This window comes from Desulfomonilia bacterium, assembly GCA_036567785.1.
GTDB lineage: Bacteria > Desulfobacterota > Desulfomonilia > UBA1062 > UBA1062 > DATCTV01.
The window spans coordinates 1-18731 of record DATCTV010000017.1 but is presented as its reverse complement, the minus strand read 5'-3'; the positions used below and the strand labels follow the sequence as shown (position 1 = coordinate 18731).

The 18731-nt window shown below is 44.0% G+C and carries 21 protein-coding genes; 10 read left to right on the top strand and 11 right to left on the bottom strand.

What is annotated here, in order from left to right:
- Window positions 1-3: 3 nt before the first annotated feature.
- From VIS94_03655 to VIS94_03645, 3 genes are read left to right on the top strand one after another with little or no spacing between them, the layout of a single operon-like run.
- On the top strand, window positions 4-585 hold the full coding sequence (locus VIS94_03655) for an XTP/dITP diphosphatase (protein ID HEY9160164.1): 582 nt from the start codon (window positions 4-6) through the stop codon (window positions 583-585).
- Window positions 586-617: 32 nt separating this feature from the next.
- Window positions 618-1019 (top strand): archease, encoded by a 402-nt coding sequence (locus VIS94_03650; protein ID HEY9160163.1) that lies wholly within the window; start codon window positions 618-620, stop codon window positions 1017-1019.
- An 8-nt stretch (window positions 1020-1027) separates the two neighbouring features.
- Window positions 1028-2470 (top strand): RtcB family protein, encoded by a 1443-nt coding sequence (locus tag VIS94_03645; GenBank protein ID HEY9160162.1) that lies wholly within the window; start codon window positions 1028-1030, stop codon window positions 2468-2470.
- A 68-nt stretch (window positions 2471-2538) separates the two neighbouring features.
- Here the strand turns inward: VIS94_03645 and atpE are convergent, their stop codons facing one another.
- The 4 genes from atpE to VIS94_03625 all read right to left on the bottom strand — a co-directional run bounded on the left by atpE (window position 2539) and on the right by VIS94_03625 (window position 4299).
- Window positions 2539-2796, bottom strand: a complete 258-nt coding sequence (gene atpE / locus VIS94_03640) for an ATP synthase F0 subunit C (protein HEY9160161.1) — start codon at window positions 2794-2796, stop codon at window positions 2539-2541.
- A gap of 136 nt (window positions 2797-2932) precedes the next feature.
- A complete protein-coding gene (gene atpB / locus VIS94_03635; protein HEY9160160.1) occupies window positions 2933-3667 on the bottom strand; it encodes a F0F1 ATP synthase subunit A in 735 nt (244 codons plus the stop codon).
- A 4-nt stretch (window positions 3668-3671) separates the two neighbouring features.
- A complete protein-coding gene (locus VIS94_03630; protein ID HEY9160159.1) occupies window positions 3672-4046 on the bottom strand; it encodes an ATP synthase subunit I in 375 nt (124 codons plus the stop codon).
- Window positions 4039-4299 carry an AtpZ/AtpI family protein gene (locus tag VIS94_03625; protein ID HEY9160158.1) on the bottom strand — a complete coding sequence of 87 codons (261 nt, stop codon included), beginning with the start codon at window positions 4297-4299 and terminating at the stop codon, window positions 4039-4041. The genes VIS94_03630 and VIS94_03625 overlap by 8 nt, the downstream gene beginning before the upstream one ends.
- A gap of 153 nt (window positions 4300-4452) precedes the next feature.
- On the opposite strand from VIS94_03625, the gene VIS94_03620 reads away from it, so the two are divergent.
- Window positions 4453-5232 (top strand): polysaccharide deacetylase family protein, encoded by a 780-nt coding sequence (locus tag VIS94_03620; protein ID HEY9160157.1) that lies wholly within the window; start codon window positions 4453-4455, stop codon window positions 5230-5232.
- A gap of 12 nt (window positions 5233-5244) precedes the next feature.
- Here VIS94_03620 and VIS94_03615 read toward each other — a convergent pair whose 3' ends face one another.
- Window positions 5245-6063 (bottom strand): 4Fe-4S binding protein, encoded by an 819-nt coding sequence (locus tag VIS94_03615; protein ID HEY9160156.1) that lies wholly within the window; start codon window positions 6061-6063, stop codon window positions 5245-5247.
- A gap of 133 nt (window positions 6064-6196) precedes the next feature.
- Between VIS94_03615 and VIS94_03610 the strand changes: the two genes are divergently transcribed.
- A complete protein-coding gene (locus tag VIS94_03610; GenBank protein HEY9160155.1) occupies window positions 6197-8539 on the top strand; it encodes a glycoside hydrolase family 2 TIM barrel-domain containing protein in 2343 nt (780 codons plus the stop codon).
- A gap of 292 nt (window positions 8540-8831) precedes the next feature.
- Entirely contained in the window at window positions 8832-9437 is a 606-nt protein-coding gene (locus VIS94_03605; protein HEY9160154.1) for a PEP-CTERM sorting domain-containing protein, read from the top strand.
- A gap of 99 nt (window positions 9438-9536) precedes the next feature.
- Here the strand turns inward: VIS94_03605 and VIS94_03600 are convergent, their stop codons facing one another.
- The 6 genes from VIS94_03600 to VIS94_03575 are packed head-to-tail and all read right to left on the bottom strand — an operon-like array spanning window position 9537 to window position 14618.
- On the bottom strand, window positions 9537-9926 hold the full coding sequence (locus VIS94_03600; GenBank protein ID HEY9160153.1) for a 4Fe-4S dicluster domain-containing protein: 390 nt from the start codon (window positions 9924-9926) through the stop codon (window positions 9537-9539).
- 3 nt (window positions 9927-9929) lie between these two features.
- Entirely contained in the window at window positions 9930-11024 is a 1095-nt protein-coding gene (locus VIS94_03595; GenBank protein ID HEY9160152.1) for a nickel-dependent hydrogenase large subunit, read from the bottom strand.
- Entirely contained in the window at window positions 11008-11418 is a 411-nt protein-coding gene (locus tag VIS94_03590) for an NADH-quinone oxidoreductase subunit C (GenBank protein ID HEY9160151.1), read from the bottom strand. The genes VIS94_03595 and VIS94_03590 overlap by 17 nt, the downstream gene beginning before the upstream one ends.
- A complete protein-coding gene (gene nuoB / locus VIS94_03585; protein HEY9160150.1) occupies window positions 11415-11858 on the bottom strand; it encodes an NADH-quinone oxidoreductase subunit NuoB in 444 nt (147 codons plus the stop codon). The genes VIS94_03590 and nuoB overlap by 4 nt, the downstream gene beginning before the upstream one ends.
- A gap of 1 nt (window position 11859) precedes the next feature.
- Complete coding sequence (locus tag VIS94_03580) at window positions 11860-12717, bottom strand: complex I subunit 1 family protein (protein HEY9160149.1); 858 nt, start codon at window positions 12715-12717, stop codon at window positions 11860-11862.
- Window positions 12714-14618, bottom strand: coding sequence for a proton-conducting transporter membrane subunit (locus tag VIS94_03575; GenBank protein HEY9160148.1), 1905 nt, complete (start codon window positions 14616-14618; stop codon window positions 12714-12716). Before VIS94_03575 ends, VIS94_03580 begins: the two co-directional genes overlap by 4 nt.
- Before the next feature lie 307 nt (window positions 14619-14925).
- Here VIS94_03575 and VIS94_03570 point away from each other — a divergent pair, with 307 nt between their 5' ends.
- From VIS94_03570 to VIS94_03555, 4 genes are read left to right on the top strand one after another with little or no spacing between them, the layout of a single operon-like run.
- A complete protein-coding gene (locus tag VIS94_03570) occupies window positions 14926-16053 on the top strand; it encodes an ABC transporter permease (protein ID HEY9160147.1) in 1128 nt (375 codons plus the stop codon).
- A 2-nt stretch (window positions 16054-16055) separates the two neighbouring features.
- A complete protein-coding gene (locus VIS94_03565) occupies window positions 16056-16853 on the top strand; it encodes an ATP-binding cassette domain-containing protein (GenBank protein HEY9160146.1) in 798 nt (265 codons plus the stop codon).
- Window positions 16854-16880: 27 nt separating this feature from the next.
- Entirely contained in the window at window positions 16881-17894 is a 1014-nt protein-coding gene (locus VIS94_03560; protein ID HEY9160145.1) for an MlaD family protein, read from the top strand.
- A complete protein-coding gene (locus VIS94_03555) occupies window positions 17891-18481 on the top strand; it encodes a PqiC family protein (GenBank protein ID HEY9160144.1) in 591 nt (196 codons plus the stop codon). The genes VIS94_03560 and VIS94_03555 overlap by 4 nt, the downstream gene beginning before the upstream one ends.
- The last annotated feature ends 250 nt before the right edge of the window (window positions 18482-18731 follow it).

Sequence of the window (18731 nt, the reverse complement as noted above, 5' to 3'; positions counted from 1 at the left end):
CAAATGAAAATTCTTGCAGCAACAGGCAACAAAGGAAAGCTGAGAGAAATCCGTGAAATCCTTGAGAATGATGACCTGACAATCGTCTCCCCCGATGAGATAGGGATAAAATCAGATGTCCTGGAAGACGGCCTTACCTTTGAAGAAAACGCCATAAAAAAAGCCACAGCCATAAGGGACATATCCGGAATGAATGTCCTTGCTGACGACTCAGGCCTGTGTGTTGACGCGCTAGGCGGTATGCCGGGGGTAATCTCGGCCAGGTTTTCCGGTGCCGGTGCAACAGATGCAAAAAACATCATGAAGCTCCTTGGTCTCATGGAAGGGAAAAAGGACAGAAAGGCGAAATTTGTCTGTGTCCTCGCACTTGCCCTGACAGACGGGCGAATCATAACCGCAAGCGGCGAGTGCCATGGCATTATAACAGACTCTCCTTCAGGAACAGGAGGTTTCGGTTACGACCCTGTTTTTCTGGAACCCTCATCCGGGCTGACATTTGCCGAGATGCCTCAAGATGAAAAAAACAGGATCAGCCACAGGAGAAGAGCCCTTGAGGAATTGAGGATCATAATCAAAGAACTTTAATACTTATCTGATATAATACCGATTAATGTTTCATGCCCTATTCAGTAATAGACCATACCGCTGACATCGGTTTGAAGATAACCGGAACGAATATGCCAGATCTTTTTCTTGAAGCAGCCAGGGCGCTTGTAATCGAGATCGGTGCAGACACGGCTTTATCAGAAAAGACCGTCAGGATAAATGTTGATGGATATGATTACGAAGACCTGCTCGTATTATTTCTCAACGCACTTATCTTTGAAATTCAGACAAGGGATTTCCGTGTTTCAGGATTTGAAATAACAAGTCTTTCAAAGACCGGTATCAGGGTATCCGTGAGGGGCGCTCACGGCGGCAAACCGCTCAAAGAGAACATCAAGGCGGCCACGTATCATAACCTCAACATAATCAAAAACCCCGATGTTTACGAAACAACCATCATTTTTGATGTATAACAGCTGACATGAAAGACGTAAGAACCACACGCATCGACCCTTTCCGGCTTAAAATTGAAAGGCACGGGAAAATGCATACCCATGGGATAATATATGCAAACAGTGATATTGAAAATTATCTGCTGAACGATCAGGCCGTAAACCAGGTCGCAAATGTAGCATGCCTTCCGGGTATTGTGGGGCCTTCCATGGCAATGCCAGACATTCACTGGGGATACGGTTTCCCCATCGGAGGGGTAGCGGCATTTTCAATGAATGACGGAATCGTATCTCCCGGAGGCGTGGGATATGACATTAACTGCGGCATACGCTGCTTAAAGACAAACCTGACACATGAACAAGTCTCCCCTGTAATTGAACGCCTTGTTGCCTCACTGTTCATCACCGTGCCATCAGGTGTGGGATCACAAAACAAGGCAATAAAAATAAACCTGCAGGATTTTAATCAAATCCTTGTCAGTGGTTCTTCCTGGGTGATCAGGCAGGGCATGGCTCCTGAAAAGGACATCGAATGCCATGAAGATTACGGCTGCATTAAAGGTGCAGATCCGGATTCAGTATCAAAAAAAGCAGTTGAAAGAGGACTTCCTGAACTTGGGACACTGGGTTCCGGCAATCATTTCATTGAAATCGACACCGTTGATGAGATATTCGACAAGGATGTCGCCCGGGCTTTCGGACTTTTTGAAAAACAGGTTGTTGTTCAGGTTCATACAGGCTCAAGGGGACTCGGGCATCAGATATGTGACGACTACATACATCAGATGATAGCCGTTGCGGCAAGAGAAGGCATATCCCTTCCTGACAGGCAGCTCGCATGTGCTCCCCTTTTTTCAACAGAGGCAAAAAAATATCTTGGCGCCATGGCCTCCGCGGCGAACTTCGCCTTTGCAAACAGAGAAATCATCACATTTCTTATTAGAGAATGCTTCGAAAATATCTTCTCAAAAAGCTTTGAAAAACTCGGCATGGACCTGCTCTATGACTGCTGCCACAATATAGCTAAAATTGAAAAAGTGAAATCCGGGGGGCGGGAGATCGAAGTGTGCATACACAGGAAAGGAGCAACCAGGGCCTTGCTGCCCGGCGACAGAAGGCTCCCGTATAAATATATCAATACAGGACAACCGGTTCTTGTACCGGGCGATATGGGAAGAGAATCATATATACTGGTTGGATCTGAAAAAGCGGAAGATACCTACTTCAGCGCATGCCATGGAGCCGGCAGGCTGATGTCAAGAAGCGAAGCAAAAAGACACGCAAATGAAAGGGCCGTAGTCGATGGCTTGAAACTAAGAGGAGTTCACATTATCGCGGCATCTCGCGCCACGGTTGTCGAGGAAATGCCTGATGCTTACAAGGATGTGTCAAAGGTTGTGGATACAATGACCGGTGCAGATGTTGCCATAAAGATTGCAAAATTAAAACCGATGGGGATAATCAAAGGATAATTGAAATAAAAAAGGCATGCCGTCTAGAGGACGGCATGCCTTATGGTTTCTGAATCTTTTTCTTAATCTTAGGCAGCAATCACATACTTAAGGAACGGGTTAGCATAGAGAAGGATAAGCTCGATAACAAGGGCATAAATAGCCAGTGATTCCATCATGGCCAGACCGAGAACAAGCGCCGTGATGATCCTGCCGGATGCTTCTGGATTTCTTGACACGCCTTCGCATGCACCGCGTACGCCAAGCCCCTGGCCAATACCGGTTCCAAAAGAAGCTATTCCCATTCCGATACTTGCGGCCACTGCACACCAGCTGAAAAAGCTGATCGCTTCAGGGCTTGCTGCAGTTCCAGCAGCCATAACCACTGATGTTCCGGCCAAGACAAACAACCCTACCAACCCTGCAACACGAAAAACTTTTTTCATAAACCTTTCCTCCCAGATATATTTTTCAATTTTAGAATTAATGTGCTTCTTCCATTGCACCGCTAATGTACATCATTGCAAGAAGTGAAAATACAAATGCCTGCAGCACCGAAGTAAAGATCATAAGTGCAAGGAATGGCAACGGTACGACATATGGTACAAGCAGAAGAAGAACGCCGAGGACAAGGTCCTCTCCTGCAATATTACCGAAAAGACGCATTGTAAGGGACAGAGGGCGCGCCAGGTGTCCGATAAGTTCGATAGGTATCATAATCGGCGCCATCCACCATACCGGCCCCATGAACTGTTTCAGGTACTTGAAGCCATGTATACGGACCCCGACAATATGCGTCAGCACAAAAACCGTAAGCGCCATTGCGGCATTCGTATTCATATTAGCTGTAGGAGAAAAGAACCCGGGGATGATACCCGCCATGTTTGCAGTGAATATGAAAACTGCAATTGTTGCAATAAGAGGGAAGAATATCATTCCATGAGGACCCATATTATCAATTAGAAGTCCTCTGAGGCCGTCAACAACAACTTCCATGAAATTCTGAAGCGCACCGGGAACCATTTTTATCGCTCTGGTAGCAAGAAATCCCATCAGGGTAAGAAACAGCATGTAGAGCCACATATAAACAACCTGATTATAATTATTGCTGTCCCTGAAGAAACTGGAAGTTGCCGGATCAGCGGTATTGAAGAGATGGTTGAAAAACTCGGTTAAAGGACCGGTGATAAAATTAAGCCATAGAAAACCATGTTCCATAATACTACTCCCCTCTGTTGAATATTATCGAGAAGCCCATATAAGCAAATATGCTTATAACGACTGTTGATATGCCAATAAGCAGAGCCGGAATCTTGACTCTCGTATAAACCATCAATGCGTATATGATTACTGCCGTCACGCCGAGCCTTAAGAAATATTTGATTACCATGTATATACTGGCTTTCTTCCTGCTCATGGTAACCGCGGCTACGGCCTGGGAGTGCATCCAGTTGAAATTTACAAATACTACTGCACCGCCTACAAATATACCGAGAGCATAATCCCATCCGCCGATGGGAAGGCTCAACAGACACATCCCAAGCCAAACGGCAATGGTAAGATATATAACATTGTTTATTGATGGTTCCTTAGTCATTGTCTGTATCATTTTGGGATTCCCTTGATTTTTCCTGGGCAAAAAACTTCATATAAGTCTTGTACATGATCCTGAAACCTGCAAGAATTCCCCCGAATATGAACACCAAGGTAAATATCGGTTCGGTCTGCATCCATTTGTCAAGATATATTCCTACAACAAGCCCCATTACAATACACAGCACCATGGCCATACCCATTGTTACAAGGTCAGCCATCTGCAGAATCGATTTATCTTTCTTTGGATTTTCCATCAATGCCCACTCCCCAATAATAAGCGGTAATACTAATGAATCATGATTCATATTGCAAGCATGTTTTTTGACATGTCCGGTAATATAAAACACAATGAAAATATTAACATAATCCCTGTTGCATGGACTTCTATTCCATGATTTATCACAGTAATGAAAATCAAAATATCTCTGTTTATTTTAACTGTATTCTTATTTTTATCACTGAATAACCCTATTCTCCATGGGGCTCAAAATGCAGAAAGCGGAAGTGTCTTTGTTCTATGCTACCATTCATTTCATGGAAAAGATAAAATCCCAACGGATGTATCCACCAGCGAGCTCAGAAATCAGCTGGTCCACCTCAAAAACAACGGCTACCGGTTCGTTACATTCTCGCAGATCGAAAAAGGGCTTGTAAAAGGACAGAAAAATATCCTTATCACTATCGATGACGGGAACCGCAGCATCATCGAGGCTGATGAAAAGGTTTTCAAACCGATGGGGATCAAACCTCTGCTAGGCATCTATCCCAACCTCATCGGCAAAAAGGATTATGCATTAAACTGGGAAGAACTGAAAAGGCTATCCGATCAAGGTTATGATATTGCATCTCACGGCTATTACCATCTTCCATTAAATGAAAAGCTTTTCAACACCGACAAGAAAGCATTCACAAATGAAATCTACAAGCCAAAGAAAATGCTCCAGGAAAAGTTAGACCGTAATATTGAAGTCTTCATATATCCGAACGGTGTAAGAAACGATTCTGCGAAAAAGATACTCAAGGAAGCAGGCTATAAATACGCGTTCACAATAGTCTGGGGCCCTGTGGAATTGCCGTTGAGTTCAAACCCCGACCCCTTTGAACTTCGTAGATACATGGTATCCCGAAATTTTAATGAGATATCGTCAGTCATCTTTAATAAGGTAAAAACCGCAGAGAAGAAATAGCTTTAATGAACCCTATCTTATATTTGCAAGGCTCGATACCCGTTTTAATAGCTGATTGAAAACATTGTCGAAATCTCCCGTTTCAAGACGTATCGCTTTTTCAGGGCATTCATCGATGCACCTTCCGCATCCTTTGCATACATCACTTATGACAGCTTTATAGTTTTTCATCCGGATTGCGGAAACAAAACATTTTTCAGCGCATATTCCGCAACCCGAGCACAGCGATTCGTCAATAGAAACAAAAATACCGTCCAGTCTTTTATAAGCCTTGTCAAGGTTCGAACATCTTTTATCAAGATTATCCGTATAAAGGCATGAATCATGTCCGCAGAAACATATGAAAAGCATATTTTTAAAGCTTGTAACGCCAAAACCCACAGGATCAATCCACACATGTGCTACATTTGCCACAAGACCTGCATCCGCTGCTTTTCTTATATGAGCCTTTGCCTCAGCCACACTTACAATACGACCGTTTGAAGGATGGATATCAAGGGCCGCCTTTCCAAGGACCATACAGCCGATATCATTAAGATCTCTCTTGTAATATGATCTGCATACGCATTCATCGAGAACCATGACATGCGAGGCATATTCAATAAGCCTTTCAATTACGGCAAGCGGCAACGCAGAGCTTCCCGCAGCTATACTTTCATTTATATCTACATGCTTTATAGGAACGGCTGTTACCTGATTGAAAGGTTTTATAAAAAACAGGTTAACAATTTTTTCAATTAAAGGAATACTTCCGGCTTTTTTGCCAAAATTTACAATCGGCACTGCCAGGAAAAAATTTGTCTTTACGAGCCACTTAGGAAAACCCTTCATATATAACTCCCTGCAAGGTGTATGCAGGGATTCAATCAAATTTGCAACTGCAAGGTGGACAATTTTTAAATAAATATTATTATTTATTTTATCAGATTCATACATGCCATGACAATTTGAGGAGAATGAAGAAATGAAGAACGTAATTTTTTCAAGAATATACCATATAATATCTTTGTGTTTTCTAGTTTCGGTTCTTATCCTTGCCTCCTGTTCCAGCAACAGCTATGACCCTTTGGTTGCCGATGAAATGAATGAAACTGACTCCGGATTGAACAATGCCAAAACTTACATCACTCCCCAATGGCAGGAACCCGGTAAAGCTTTGAGATCGGAAAACAGTCTGAATGGCACGTGGACATTCATCCCTGAAGGATATGAACCGCGTGAAGTGACCGTGCCCGGATTCTGGGAGGCATATCCCAAATGGGAAGGATACAAAAGCTTTCCGGGTTATCTTGACGGTACGCCTGATTACCAGCTTGATATAATTGAAGGAGTAAACTGGGAAAAAAGAAAAATCCATAAAGGTACATATCTTAGAGATATCGATATTCCCGAGCCGGGAGCGGTAACAAAGATTGAATTCGAATCTATTCATCACAAGGCCGATGTTTATCTTAATGATATATATTGCGGAACTCATACTGGTCCGTATATGAAGGTTTCTTTCGATGTTTCCGGGGCTGTAAAAAGGGGCATCAACAGATTAAGGGTTGAACTGACCGACGGTTCCGCATTGATGAAAGGCGGCACGACTCACCCAAACTGGCCTTCAGGATACTACAGCCATACGGATATTACAGGGCTTTACAGACCCGTGGCTATTAAGACCATGCCATCGGTTTATATTGATGATACGTTTATAGTCACTTCCACCAGGCAGAAAGAGCTTGTCCTTGAACACACGATAACCAATACACTCGATACTGACAAGATCGTCTGGGTAATAAGCCGGGCGATAAACCGCAACGGTGATACCTCAATAGAGACAAAAGCTCAAAAAGTGATCGTTCCTGCCCGCTCAAGCATAAAAACTGCAGTTGTGGAAAAGTGGAATGATCCGATATGCTGGTCTCCGGTTAATCCATATCTCTATACGCTTCGCACTCTTCTGATTGACGAAACAGGAATTCCTGTCGATTTAAGGGAAGACCGCTTCGGCTTCAGAGAGGTCTGGATAGAAAACGGCAATTTCATGCTCAATGGAATGCGCATGAATCTGATCGGCGATAATGTCGATGATCAGGCATCACGTCCGAGGTACTGGGCTTTGAAATATTTCTCGGCCGACACCGCACGGGATACTCTTGGAAGAATAAAGGATCTGAATATCAATACAATCCGTTTTCATCAGGCGCCCCCTGAAGAATCTGTCTATGATTTATGCGACGAGCTTGGAATCCTCGTCATATCAGAAACTGCCGTATATGCACGCATTGATATCATACCGCCTTTATCCTGGTTTAATTTTGAATATTTGAAAAACAGCGCCACCTGGATTGACGCATGGGTCAGGGCTGAAAGAAATCATCCTTCGATTGTTATGTGGTCTCTGGAAAACGAGATGTTTTTATACATTCTCGATCTAACACTGTGCCAGATATACAAGCTGCAATACCCGGCAAAAGAGTCTGATACCATAAAAAAACCCGACAGCACATTCACTGAACCGCGTCCGGTCAACTGGGATGGAGATTCCGGACTTTTAAGGCTTTCCGGATTCAAACCCGAGACCGTCAACTGGCATTACCCGTCGCTCACAGGGCTGCTGTTTACTGATGATCCCAACATTGAGTGGTATGATGATGCGATATGCAACTTCAGGCCTTTCCTGGTTAAAGATGTGCCATGCGGGGTGGGCGAAACAATGGTTGTACGCCACCGTGACTGGACAAAACAAACGCCGGACCAGGCAAAGGCAATGCAGGGCATGGCTATCCGCGCAATGAGAATACTGGGTTTTTCCGATATGCGGCCATATAAGATGAACTGGGCCTGGCACTTCTTTGACCCGCAGGGAAAAGAGCACCCGACAGAACTTTATTACCATATGCTGTACACTCAGGAACAGAAAGACATGCTGGTAAAAAACATTAAAGAATCATGCCACCCTGTTGCTGTCTTCGATTATGACTATACCAGGACAAAATCCAACCCTGACGGGACATTCGGCCCGGTTGTTCTACCTGCCTCAAAAAAAATTAAACGTAATCTTGTGATCACGAATGATTCTTTCATTGCTGACACACCCCAGACAATCACATGGTCTGTCACGGATAAAACAACAGGTGATGTGATTGCCGGAAACACGTTCACATTAAAAGTCAGGCATGGCTTTAACATGACATACCCGATTGAATTTAAGACACCGGATTCCACTGATTCTAAAGAGATTGTACTCTCAATAACATCCAGCATGGAAGGTCTGCCGCAAGGTGATTTCAAGATTGAATATATGTTCATTGTAAGGTGATTTTTAAATATCAGCAGTGTCATACACAAAGAAAGTACAGATAAAGTGGAGAATGTTTTTCTATCAATGTGAAATATTTCACTGCAATCATCATATTTTATCTGATATTTTTTCATTAAATTCTTCCTATCCGGATCTTCAAGCTGTTTTTCATAATCATCTAATTCAGCAATAACCGATAGTTACATGCTATTATTTTTTTTAATCCATCATCTTTCAAATTCAGGCATGCCTGTTGCTAGTAAGTTATTAGATTAAATTCATCATACGAAAAACAACGGAGGTTTTTTAAATGAAAAAAGTGTTTGCAGCATTGACAGCAATGATTTTCATTATGGCCGGTTCTGCTCTAGCAGCTCCAATCACACTCAAAAACAGTATCAGTTTCGGAGATAATCCAGGCGATACAATATCCACGGGCAATGGAACAGGCAAGCTGATTTCATACGGCAGCGGCCATGTTCATCACCTTGAAAACAGCGGCGACTTTATCGAATGGTCACATACTTTTACATTTGATCCGCCTGCTGATGACTCACCTTTAACCGGAAAACTTACAATCAAATTCAGAGATGATGGAGATATATGGCTTGAATACGGAAGGGCCTTTATCAATGGCCAGGAAGTTATGAGCAGGGAAATCGATGATATGGATTTATTATTTACAGCAAGGTTTATCAATGGCCAGATAGTTGTCAGGGTTGAAAATACCGGACTTCTGGCTTCAGACTTCTACGTTAACGGTGCAGACGCCGAATTGACATACAATCCTGCTGCTCCGGCTCCAGCTCCGGCTCCGGTTCCCGAGCCGGCCACGATGACACTCATCGGAGTTGGAATGTTGGCCGCTGGCATTGTTGCAAAAAAAAGAAGCAGGAAATCAACCTCCGCTGAATAAATTCGAATTTGAATTGATAATGAAATAAAGGAAATTCCTTTTATAAAAGGAATTTCCTTTTTCTTATTTAATGCGCATAAGAATACTTCCCTTACAGCATCAACTCTTTTCTGCTTCAGGTTCAACAGTCTTTTCTGTTTCAACTCCATTTATTTCATATCTTGTCTGGGCCACCTCGGCCTCTGTTACAGGTAATGAATATAAACCCTTCATTGAAAGGCAGCTCTTCGGGCAAGCATCGACACAACAGCCGCAGGCGATGCACCTGAGCCTTTCGATTTCCCATGTTTTTTCCTTGCGTGCAACAGATATGGCCCCTGTAGGGCATTTCTTCTGGCATATCCCGCAGAAAATACATTTTTCACCGTCAATATCAATATGGCCCCTCGTTGCAGAAAAGCTCTGCCTCTTCCGGGAAGGATAGAGCCTTGTCGAAGGTTTCATGAACAGGTTCTTCATTGTCCTGCCGGCCATTATGAAATAGGGCATCTTCTACCTCTCTGTACAGCTGATGCAAGGGTCTATCGTTAGTATGATGCTGGGAACATCTGCAAAATTGCATCCTTTCATGACCTTAATCATTGCAGGTATATTTGCAAATGTGGGTGTCCTCGCCCTGAACCGGCTTAGAAATTTTGTCCCGTTTCCCTTTGCGAAATAGACTACTTCACCCCTTGGCTGCTCGAATCTGACAAACGCCTCCCCATCAGGAGAGCCTTTTACCTGTACCGAAATTTCCCCTGCAGGAATCTTTCCTGCTGCTTGCCTGATTATCCCTAACGACTGGAATATCTCACCGATACGAACCTTGCATCTTGCATAGCAATCGCCTTCACTGGCTGTAATTATTTCAAAATCTATATCCGGGTATGCATCATAACCAAGCCTTCTGCAGTCAAATTCAACGCCGCTTGCACGGAGCATGGGACCGACCGCTCCGGCTGAGCAGGCATCTTCCTTCGAGAGGACACCTATTCCGCAAAGCCTGTGTTTGACGGAACTGTCATTAAGGAAGATATCCGAGATTCCCCTGATATCCTTTTCAAATCCGGCAAGAGTGTTGACAATCCTTTTCAGCATTTCAGGATCAATATCCCTTCTCACTCCGCCTATTTTGCATGCCCCGAAGATAACGCGTCCTCCTGTCGTCTCTTCAACAATATCGAGTATTGTTTCACGAGCGCGCCATGCCTGCATGAAAAGGTTTTCAAAACCGAATGCATCCGCTGCAAGCCCTAACCAAAGCAGATGACTGTGAATCCTTGAAAGTTCACCCCAGATCACCCTCAGATATTTTGCCCTGGGAGGAATTTCCACTTTCATAATTTCTTCTATAGCCTCACAATATCCCATCCCGTGAATAAAGCTGCAAATCCCGCATATGCGTTCCGCCACATATACAAATTCCGTATATTCCCTTTTCTGAACCAGCATCTCCAAACCGCGATGTATATAGCCGATAGAAGGAACAATATCGATTACCGTCTCGTCATCTAGAACAAAATCGAAATGAATCGGCTCGGGCAGAACAGGATGCTGCGGACCGAATGGAATGGTTGTTCGTTTTATATCAGCTTTGTTTTCCATCTGCTCGCTCCGTTTTACCTGTAGCTTCATTATGTTTATCGGGTTCCGGATTGAAAGGTCTCGGCTTGGCCAGTTTGTAAAATGTACCTTTATAATCGATATTGATGTCCTTTATTCTGATGCCGTAAAGATCGTGCATCTCATTTTCATAAAGAAAGGCGCAGGGATATATACCTGTTATGCTTGGGATTTCTGTTTCCGTTTCTATTGTTACCTTGTAGCTCGTCAGCTGATATCTGATGTCAAACGTATAATGCAATTCGAAATGACCCTGACCTGAAGGTTCCTTCACGCAGCATATCTGCACCAGACGCGCATCTGCTTCTTTCATGTTGCAGATCTTGCCAATCAAGTTCCCGATTTCTATCTCGATGATTTTCTTATCAGCTCTCATGAAGCCACCTTGATCTTTTTAAGATCCTTATAACGCCTGTCCAGGATGCCAAGTGCCTTTACCACACCATCTATTATCGCTTCAGGTCTGGCCGCGCATCCCTGCACATACACATCCACCGGTATCACCTTGTCGGCACCTCCCAGAACATTATAGCACTCGGCAAAGATGCCGCCTGAACAGGCACATATGCCGACAGCGACAACAACCTTGGGGTCGGGAATCTGAGAATACAGGTTTCTGATTATATCCATGTTCTGAAAGTTAACCGATCCTGTTAAAAGAAAAATATCTGCATGCTTAGGGTTTCCGGTGTTGATGATGCCGAATCTTTCAATGTCGTATAACGGCGTAAGGCAGGCAAGAACCTCTATATCGCATCCATTGCAGCTTGATCCGTCATAATGAAGCAGCCATGGTGATTTTGTTAAAAAAGACATCTTAACCTCTTGTAATTACATAAAGTGCGACAATATTGCCGCCACCCAGAATCAGGGCTACCAACCACGCCTCATTAAGAATCTTGTCCCATTTGAACCGGGCAAATGTGTTGTCAACAAGTATCTCCAGAAAATAAGACGCGATTACAATCAGTACCCCGGCTAACGGATTGAATGCAAAAAATACATATATGAGGCCAAGCAGGAAAACCGTTTCATACCAGTGGGCCATTTCAATCATGGCAAGAGTCAGTCCTGAGAAATCAGAGGTAAGACCCCTTACAATTTCCTGATGTGCATGGTGTGATGCTGATATGTCAAACGGCGATTTTCTCAGCTTCATCGTGAAAATATATACGAAACCGATAAAAATTCCGGGAAGATAAATGATCAGTGGAATGCCGGTACTGATGATGCCATAGAGGCTGAAACTGCCCACGACCTTATAGATCCCGATAAGCGTGAGCAGTACCATAGGTTCATATGCAGTCATTAAAACCAGCTCCCTTTCTGCCCCCAGGAAGCTGAAAGGGGAGCTTGAAGAATAGGCGCCAATTATCAGAAAGACTGCCGAGAGCGTCAGAACAAACATTGTCAGAAGGATATCGCTCCCTTCAAAAAAGAGGAAACCGGTTATAATCGTAAATACCAGGTGGCACAAGATGGCAGGGATCTGAAGCCTGTTTACAACCTGTACGTCTTTCATAAGGAGCTTGAGGACATCATAAAAGGGCTGTAGCAGCGGCGGCCCTACCCGTCTCTGCATCCTGGCCGTTATCTTTCTGTCAATCCCGAACAGAATTCCTCCTATAAATGGAGCCAGAATGACATACGCAACAGCTATAATGAAGTGCTTCATATAAGGCTCACTCCAAACAGAAGGATTGTCAGGCATGCCGCCAGAACAGTCCCTATCTTCTCTGTTTTTTTCCCGCCGAAGACCCTGCCGAGGTAATAATTCCTGAGTTCGAGCTGTTTTTTCGTCTCCATCGATCCGTCAAATATTCTGCCCGTATATTCATTCCGTCCTGACATATAAGGGGCTGCATACCGGAAATGGCTCTTATGTCTTGGAACGGAGATGGCAGGCAGAAGTATCACTAGCGCGACCATAATACCGGTTATGACAAAATTGCTTCGGTTTATGTCAAATGAATGTCCGTATATGCTTATGATATACGGTTCGACAAGAGCCGTTGAGATGAGGGGAAACATTATGCATACGCATACAGTCAATACGGCATGAACCATCTGGGAGAAGTTTTCATCTGCTGAAATCTCATCTTCCATCGGGTCTCTTGCCGTCCTGTGAGTATATGCAGATGTCATTTTACCGATCCACTTTGACCAGAACAGAACGGTTACGGCACTTCCGTATGCCAGTATGATGAGAAGAATCGGACTCAATATACGGTTAGCATCAACAAAAGCTCTGATTGCCGCCCACTTGCTGATAAGCATCCCGAAGGGGGCTACGAACATCCCGCTTATGCCGATTATCATCATCACGGCGAGCTTCGGCAGTCTGACTATTATGTTATCCATATCCTCAAGGTCGCGGCTGCCGATCCGGTTTTCAACAGTGCCGACACAAAGGAACATGAGCGACTTTGCAACGGCATGGAATATTATTAGAAAAATAGCAGCCCATACGGTTTCCCATGTGCCGATTCCGGCGCATGCCACGATGAGCCCCAGGTTTGAAACCGTTGACCATGCCAGTATCTTTTTGGCATTTGATTGCGAAACGGCGATAAATGCCCCGAAAAGGAATGTAACAGCCCCTATCAAAGACAGCATGCTGCCAGTCAGGGTATGGTTTAACTGAGGGCACAGTCTGATAATTATATAAACACCGGCCTTTACCATTGTACTCGAATGGAGCAGCGCTGATGTGGGGGTTGGAGCAACCATCGCTCCAAGAAGCCATGATGAAAACGGCAGCTGGGCTGATTTCGTCATGCCCGCAAAACATATGAGCGCAACCGGTATCATTACTGTGCCTTTGGGAGATTTGATCAGCTCGCTGAGGCATGGCTCAACTCCTGATGATGCCAGCCATATTATCGCAAGGGCAAAAGCAACACCTCCTGCAAGATTCATAGTGAGCGCAAGGAATGCATTATCGGTTGCCTCCCTGGTCCTGCTGTATCCGATAAGCAGGAATGAGCATAATGTTGTAATTTCCCAGCAGAAGAAGAGCCATGGCAGTTTGTTTAAAAACACTATTCCGAACATTGCCGCAAGGAATACGTATACGATGAAGAAGAATACCGGCTGTCTGTCTTTGATTTCAGCATGACGGGCATGATAATCTTTCATGTATCCGATTGCATAGATACATATCAGGCCGCCTATTATACCTATTATAAGCGCCATTATGATTGAAAACTTATCAATAAAAAAACTCGGCAGGTCATCCGAATGACCAGAAAATTTATATTCATACCAGGACAACAGAGAAAACTGGATGGTTACAAAAACAATGGCTAGAAATTTCCTGTATTTAATCCCCAGACAGATTATGAAAACTGCGATTGCCGCCTCGATTACAAACATGGTTTTGCTTATAAGATCCGAATTGAAAGTAAAATAAACCGTATCACTTTTAAGCATTGTTACTAGTAAATATATGGAAATTAAACTCATTAAAACAAAGGACGCCCTGATGATGATATTCCTTATTGAGTGGAGTCGGACAACAGCTGCAAGGATAGCCGATATCAATGGAACAGCTATCAGAAGTAAAACCAGCTCCATCTAAAAACCTCCGGCAGAGAGACTCTTTGTCCTTGGTTCATCTGTCAGCAAAAAACTGAGTTCATAGTAGCTATAATCGGACATTATCAAAGAAAAATTAAAAATAAATTGCCGTCTGTTTATAAGCAGGTGACACTTCAGAAGATAATTTCAAACAGCCTGAAACAAGTCCCATGAACCCTTCTCGCCGACTCCTGATTGACATGCTTCAAGCTCGTTTGCTGCCGGTTTTCCAAACCTTATGTCATCGACATGAAATGATACTAATATTCCGGAAATAAAAGGTCGATGTTAGTTTATAATGAATATGAAGAACAATTATGAAATTAATAAGCTTGCTGACAATACTCTGATTCTGACTCTATCTGGTGAATGGAAGAGCGCTTCAGGGATCCCTGATTTCTCCGCTGTCAAAACACTCTTCGACGAGAACAAACCCGTATCGGGTATTAAACTGGAATTGTCAGGAATTACAGACTGGGACAGCGCCCTGATAGTCTTTATAATAGATATTCTTGAATATACCCGCAAACTGGGAATCAAATCCAATCAGAACGACCTGCCGCCTGAGATTGCAGGTCTGATCAAGCTTGCATTGGCTGTCCCCGAGAAAACAGGCGTAAGGCATGACAGCATCAAGATTCCCTTTCTGGAATTGCTGGGAAACAAGTCCTATGGATTCTGGAGCTCTATCGGGGATTTCTTCATCTTCACAGGGGAACTGATCGTTTCGTTCGGCAGATTCTTTGCAGGCATGGCACGTTTCAGGGCAAGGGATTTTTTTGTTATTATACAGGAATGCAGCATAGATGCCCTGCCTATCGTATCTCTCATAAGCCTGCTCATAGGCCTTATCCTTGCATTCGTGGGATCAATTCAGCTGCAGTTGTTCGGGGCTCAGATATACATTGCAAATCTGGTAGGCATTGGGATTGTCCGTTCAATGGGTGCAATAATGACCGGCATAATAATGGCCGGCAGGACAGGCGCGTCATATGCAGCGCATCTGGGTACGATGGAGACCAATGAGGAGATCGATGCCTTAAGAACACTGGGAATATCTCCTGTTGAATTTCTTGTTCTGCCGAGGGTAATCGCGCTCACGATAGCAATTCCGCTTTTATCACTTTATGCTAATATCATCGGAATATTCGGCGGGTTCATTGTCGGAACCACGATGTTTGATATCAGTTTTGCATCATATTACCACCAGACCGTTAACGCCATCCGGTTCAAAGATCTCTGGATTGGACTGATCATGAGTACCGTGTTCGGATTCCTTATTTCCACAACAGGGTGCTACAAGGGTCTGCATTGCGAAAGGAGTGCCGCCTCAGTCGGCAAATCTACAACCTCGGCTGTCGTAACCGGTATTGTGAGTATAGTCGTTGCAACCGCATTCATTACTTATATATGTGCGGTTCTGGGGATATGAGAATGAAGACTGAAAATTCAACGGAACATATAAGAGTTGAAAACCTCACAATGGCATATGGAGATTATGTACTTCAAAGCAATCTGAACTTTACCATCAACAGGGGCGATATATTTATCATAATGGGGGGCAGCGGATGCGGGAAAAGCACTCTGTTGAAATATATGATTGGCCTCAGGAAACCTGAAATAGGAAATATCTACTATGATGGTATCGATTTTTATAAATGCGATCCTGATGTACAGGAAAGCATAATGAGATCCTTTGGAATTCTTTATCAGAGCAGTGCGCTATGGAGTTCAATGACACTTGCGGAAAACATCGCACTGCCGCTTGAGGAATTCACGCGGCTTACAAAAAGAGAAATATACGAGATTGCCGCACTCAAACTTGCAATGGTAGGGCTCAAGGGATTTGGAGATTATTATCCAAGTGAAATCAGCGGCGGCATGAAAAAACGCGCAGGACTTGCCCGGGCAATGGCACTCGACCCGAAGATCCTGTTCTTTGATGAACCTTCCGCCGGACTGGACCCGATAAGTTCAAGGCTGCTGGATGAACTGATCCTGCAGATAAGAGACAGCCTCGGTACGACAATTGTTGTAGTGACGCATGAGCTATCGAGCATTTTCACCATTGGAACCAATTCGATATTTCTTGATGCGGCAACGAAAACCATGATTGCCAGGGGAGACCCCAAACAGCTGCTCAAGGAATCGAAAAATCTCACCGTGAGGAGTTTCCTCACCAGGGCCGAAAGCATGTCCATTTCAGAGGTGATGTGTGAAGACATACAATGAATGCCACTTTATAAAAGGAGAATTATCATGAGCAAACGGGCAAACTTTAAACTGATCGGACTTTTTGTTGTGGGTGCGATAAGCCTGATGCTTATAACAGTTATTATATTGTCAGGGGGAAGATTTTTCAAACGCACTTATCCGTATGCGCTCTATTTCGATGAGTCAATCAGAGGGCTCAACCCCGGAGCAGGTGTATACTACAAGGGTGTTCAGGTGGGTTCAGTTAAAAACATAAAACTCTTTTATACAAAAAATGATCAGGCGCTCCACAGTGTCGTTATTGTCGAACTGGAACCGGATTCAATCACGAGTCTTGACACCATGAAGGCAATCATGGGAACCCCTGATGAGATTTCATTTTTCATCAAAAAGGGCCTGAAGGCACAGCTTACAATCCAGAGTATCGTCACATCTCAGCTAATAATCATTCTGGATTTCTTCCCTGAAATAAAACCCGTATATCACAGGTATCTCAAGGATTACGAAGAGATCCCGACAATACCGACACAGCTTGAATTGTTTACCCAGGCGATCCAGGACCTCAATCTGAAGGAGACTGCGAAAAAGCTCATAAAAACAATAGAAGGAATCGAAAATTTCATAAATTCTCCGGAAACCAAAGAAGGACTTCATTCATATATGGCTGCCGGCAAGTCGGCGCATGAACTTCTGCAGAAAATGGATTCGCAGATTATCCCGCTTCTTCAGAATGTAAAAGAAACTTCGGATGCAGCCAGGCAGACAATGATCCAGGCCCAGAAGACGCTTGCCATGGAGGAGGGAACTCCCGGTCAGATAGCATCGGACGCAAGACAGACTATAGAAAAGGCCCAGGATACACTGAAAAAAGTGGACGACAGCCTTGCCGCCATAAACCGTTTCATGTCCGAAAATACAGAGGTGTCCTATCAGGCCGAAGACACTTTAAGAGAATTCAGTGAAATAGCCGCATCCATGAGATCCCTGGCTGATTATCTTGAGCGTCACCCTGAATCGCTCCTTAGAGGTAAGGAGAAAATAAAAGGAGAAGGCAAATGAAGAAATTCTCTTTTATCCTTTTGATGATTTTTCTGTACAGCATTGAAGGTTGCAGTTTTTCACAGCCGTCAAGATTCTACAGGCTCAGCCCCTCTTCGGCGGAAGACCTCAAGACTCTTAATCCATCTTTTCAGAACAAAACCATCAGTGTTGGCCCGATCACCATCCCTGTTGTCCTTAACAGGCCGCAGATTGCCACATTATCAGGTAAGAACGCCGTTATCATATCAGAATATGACAGGTGGGCGGGCAGTCTGAATGACAACCTCGTAAGAACCCTGACGGATAACATGGCGACTCTTCTCCCATCAATGACTGTTGTCCCATACGAGCTTGGCCGGAGGATCAATTCTTCATATCAGCTTATCCTCGATATCCAGCAGTTTGATGGGACACTTGGCAAAAGCGTAATGCTGAAGGCCGGCTGGATAATCATCGATAATGACACAAAAAAAACCTTACTCGTTAAAAAAACGATAATCTCCGAGGATCTGAAGGGGTCTGATTACAATGATTACGTGGCCGGCATGAGCAGCGCGCTTGGAAAATTGAGCCTCGAGATTGCGCAGACTTTTTCCACGTTATGACGCTCACCGACAGCTCAGCTTTTCGAGGTAATCTTTCATAAAAATGTGGATGGGATATGTGTACTTGCCCCATCCACATTTTAAAGAAAATCCATTCAATTCAATAATCAGAACGTCAGAATCATGGTCAAACCGCCTATGGCCTCATAACCGAGCTTGCTGTAACCGTTGCTGAGGAAGTCCTTGTTGGCGTCCTGGCCGTTGAACATATAGAGGAATTCGGGGCATATGTTCAGGTATTCCTTCACTT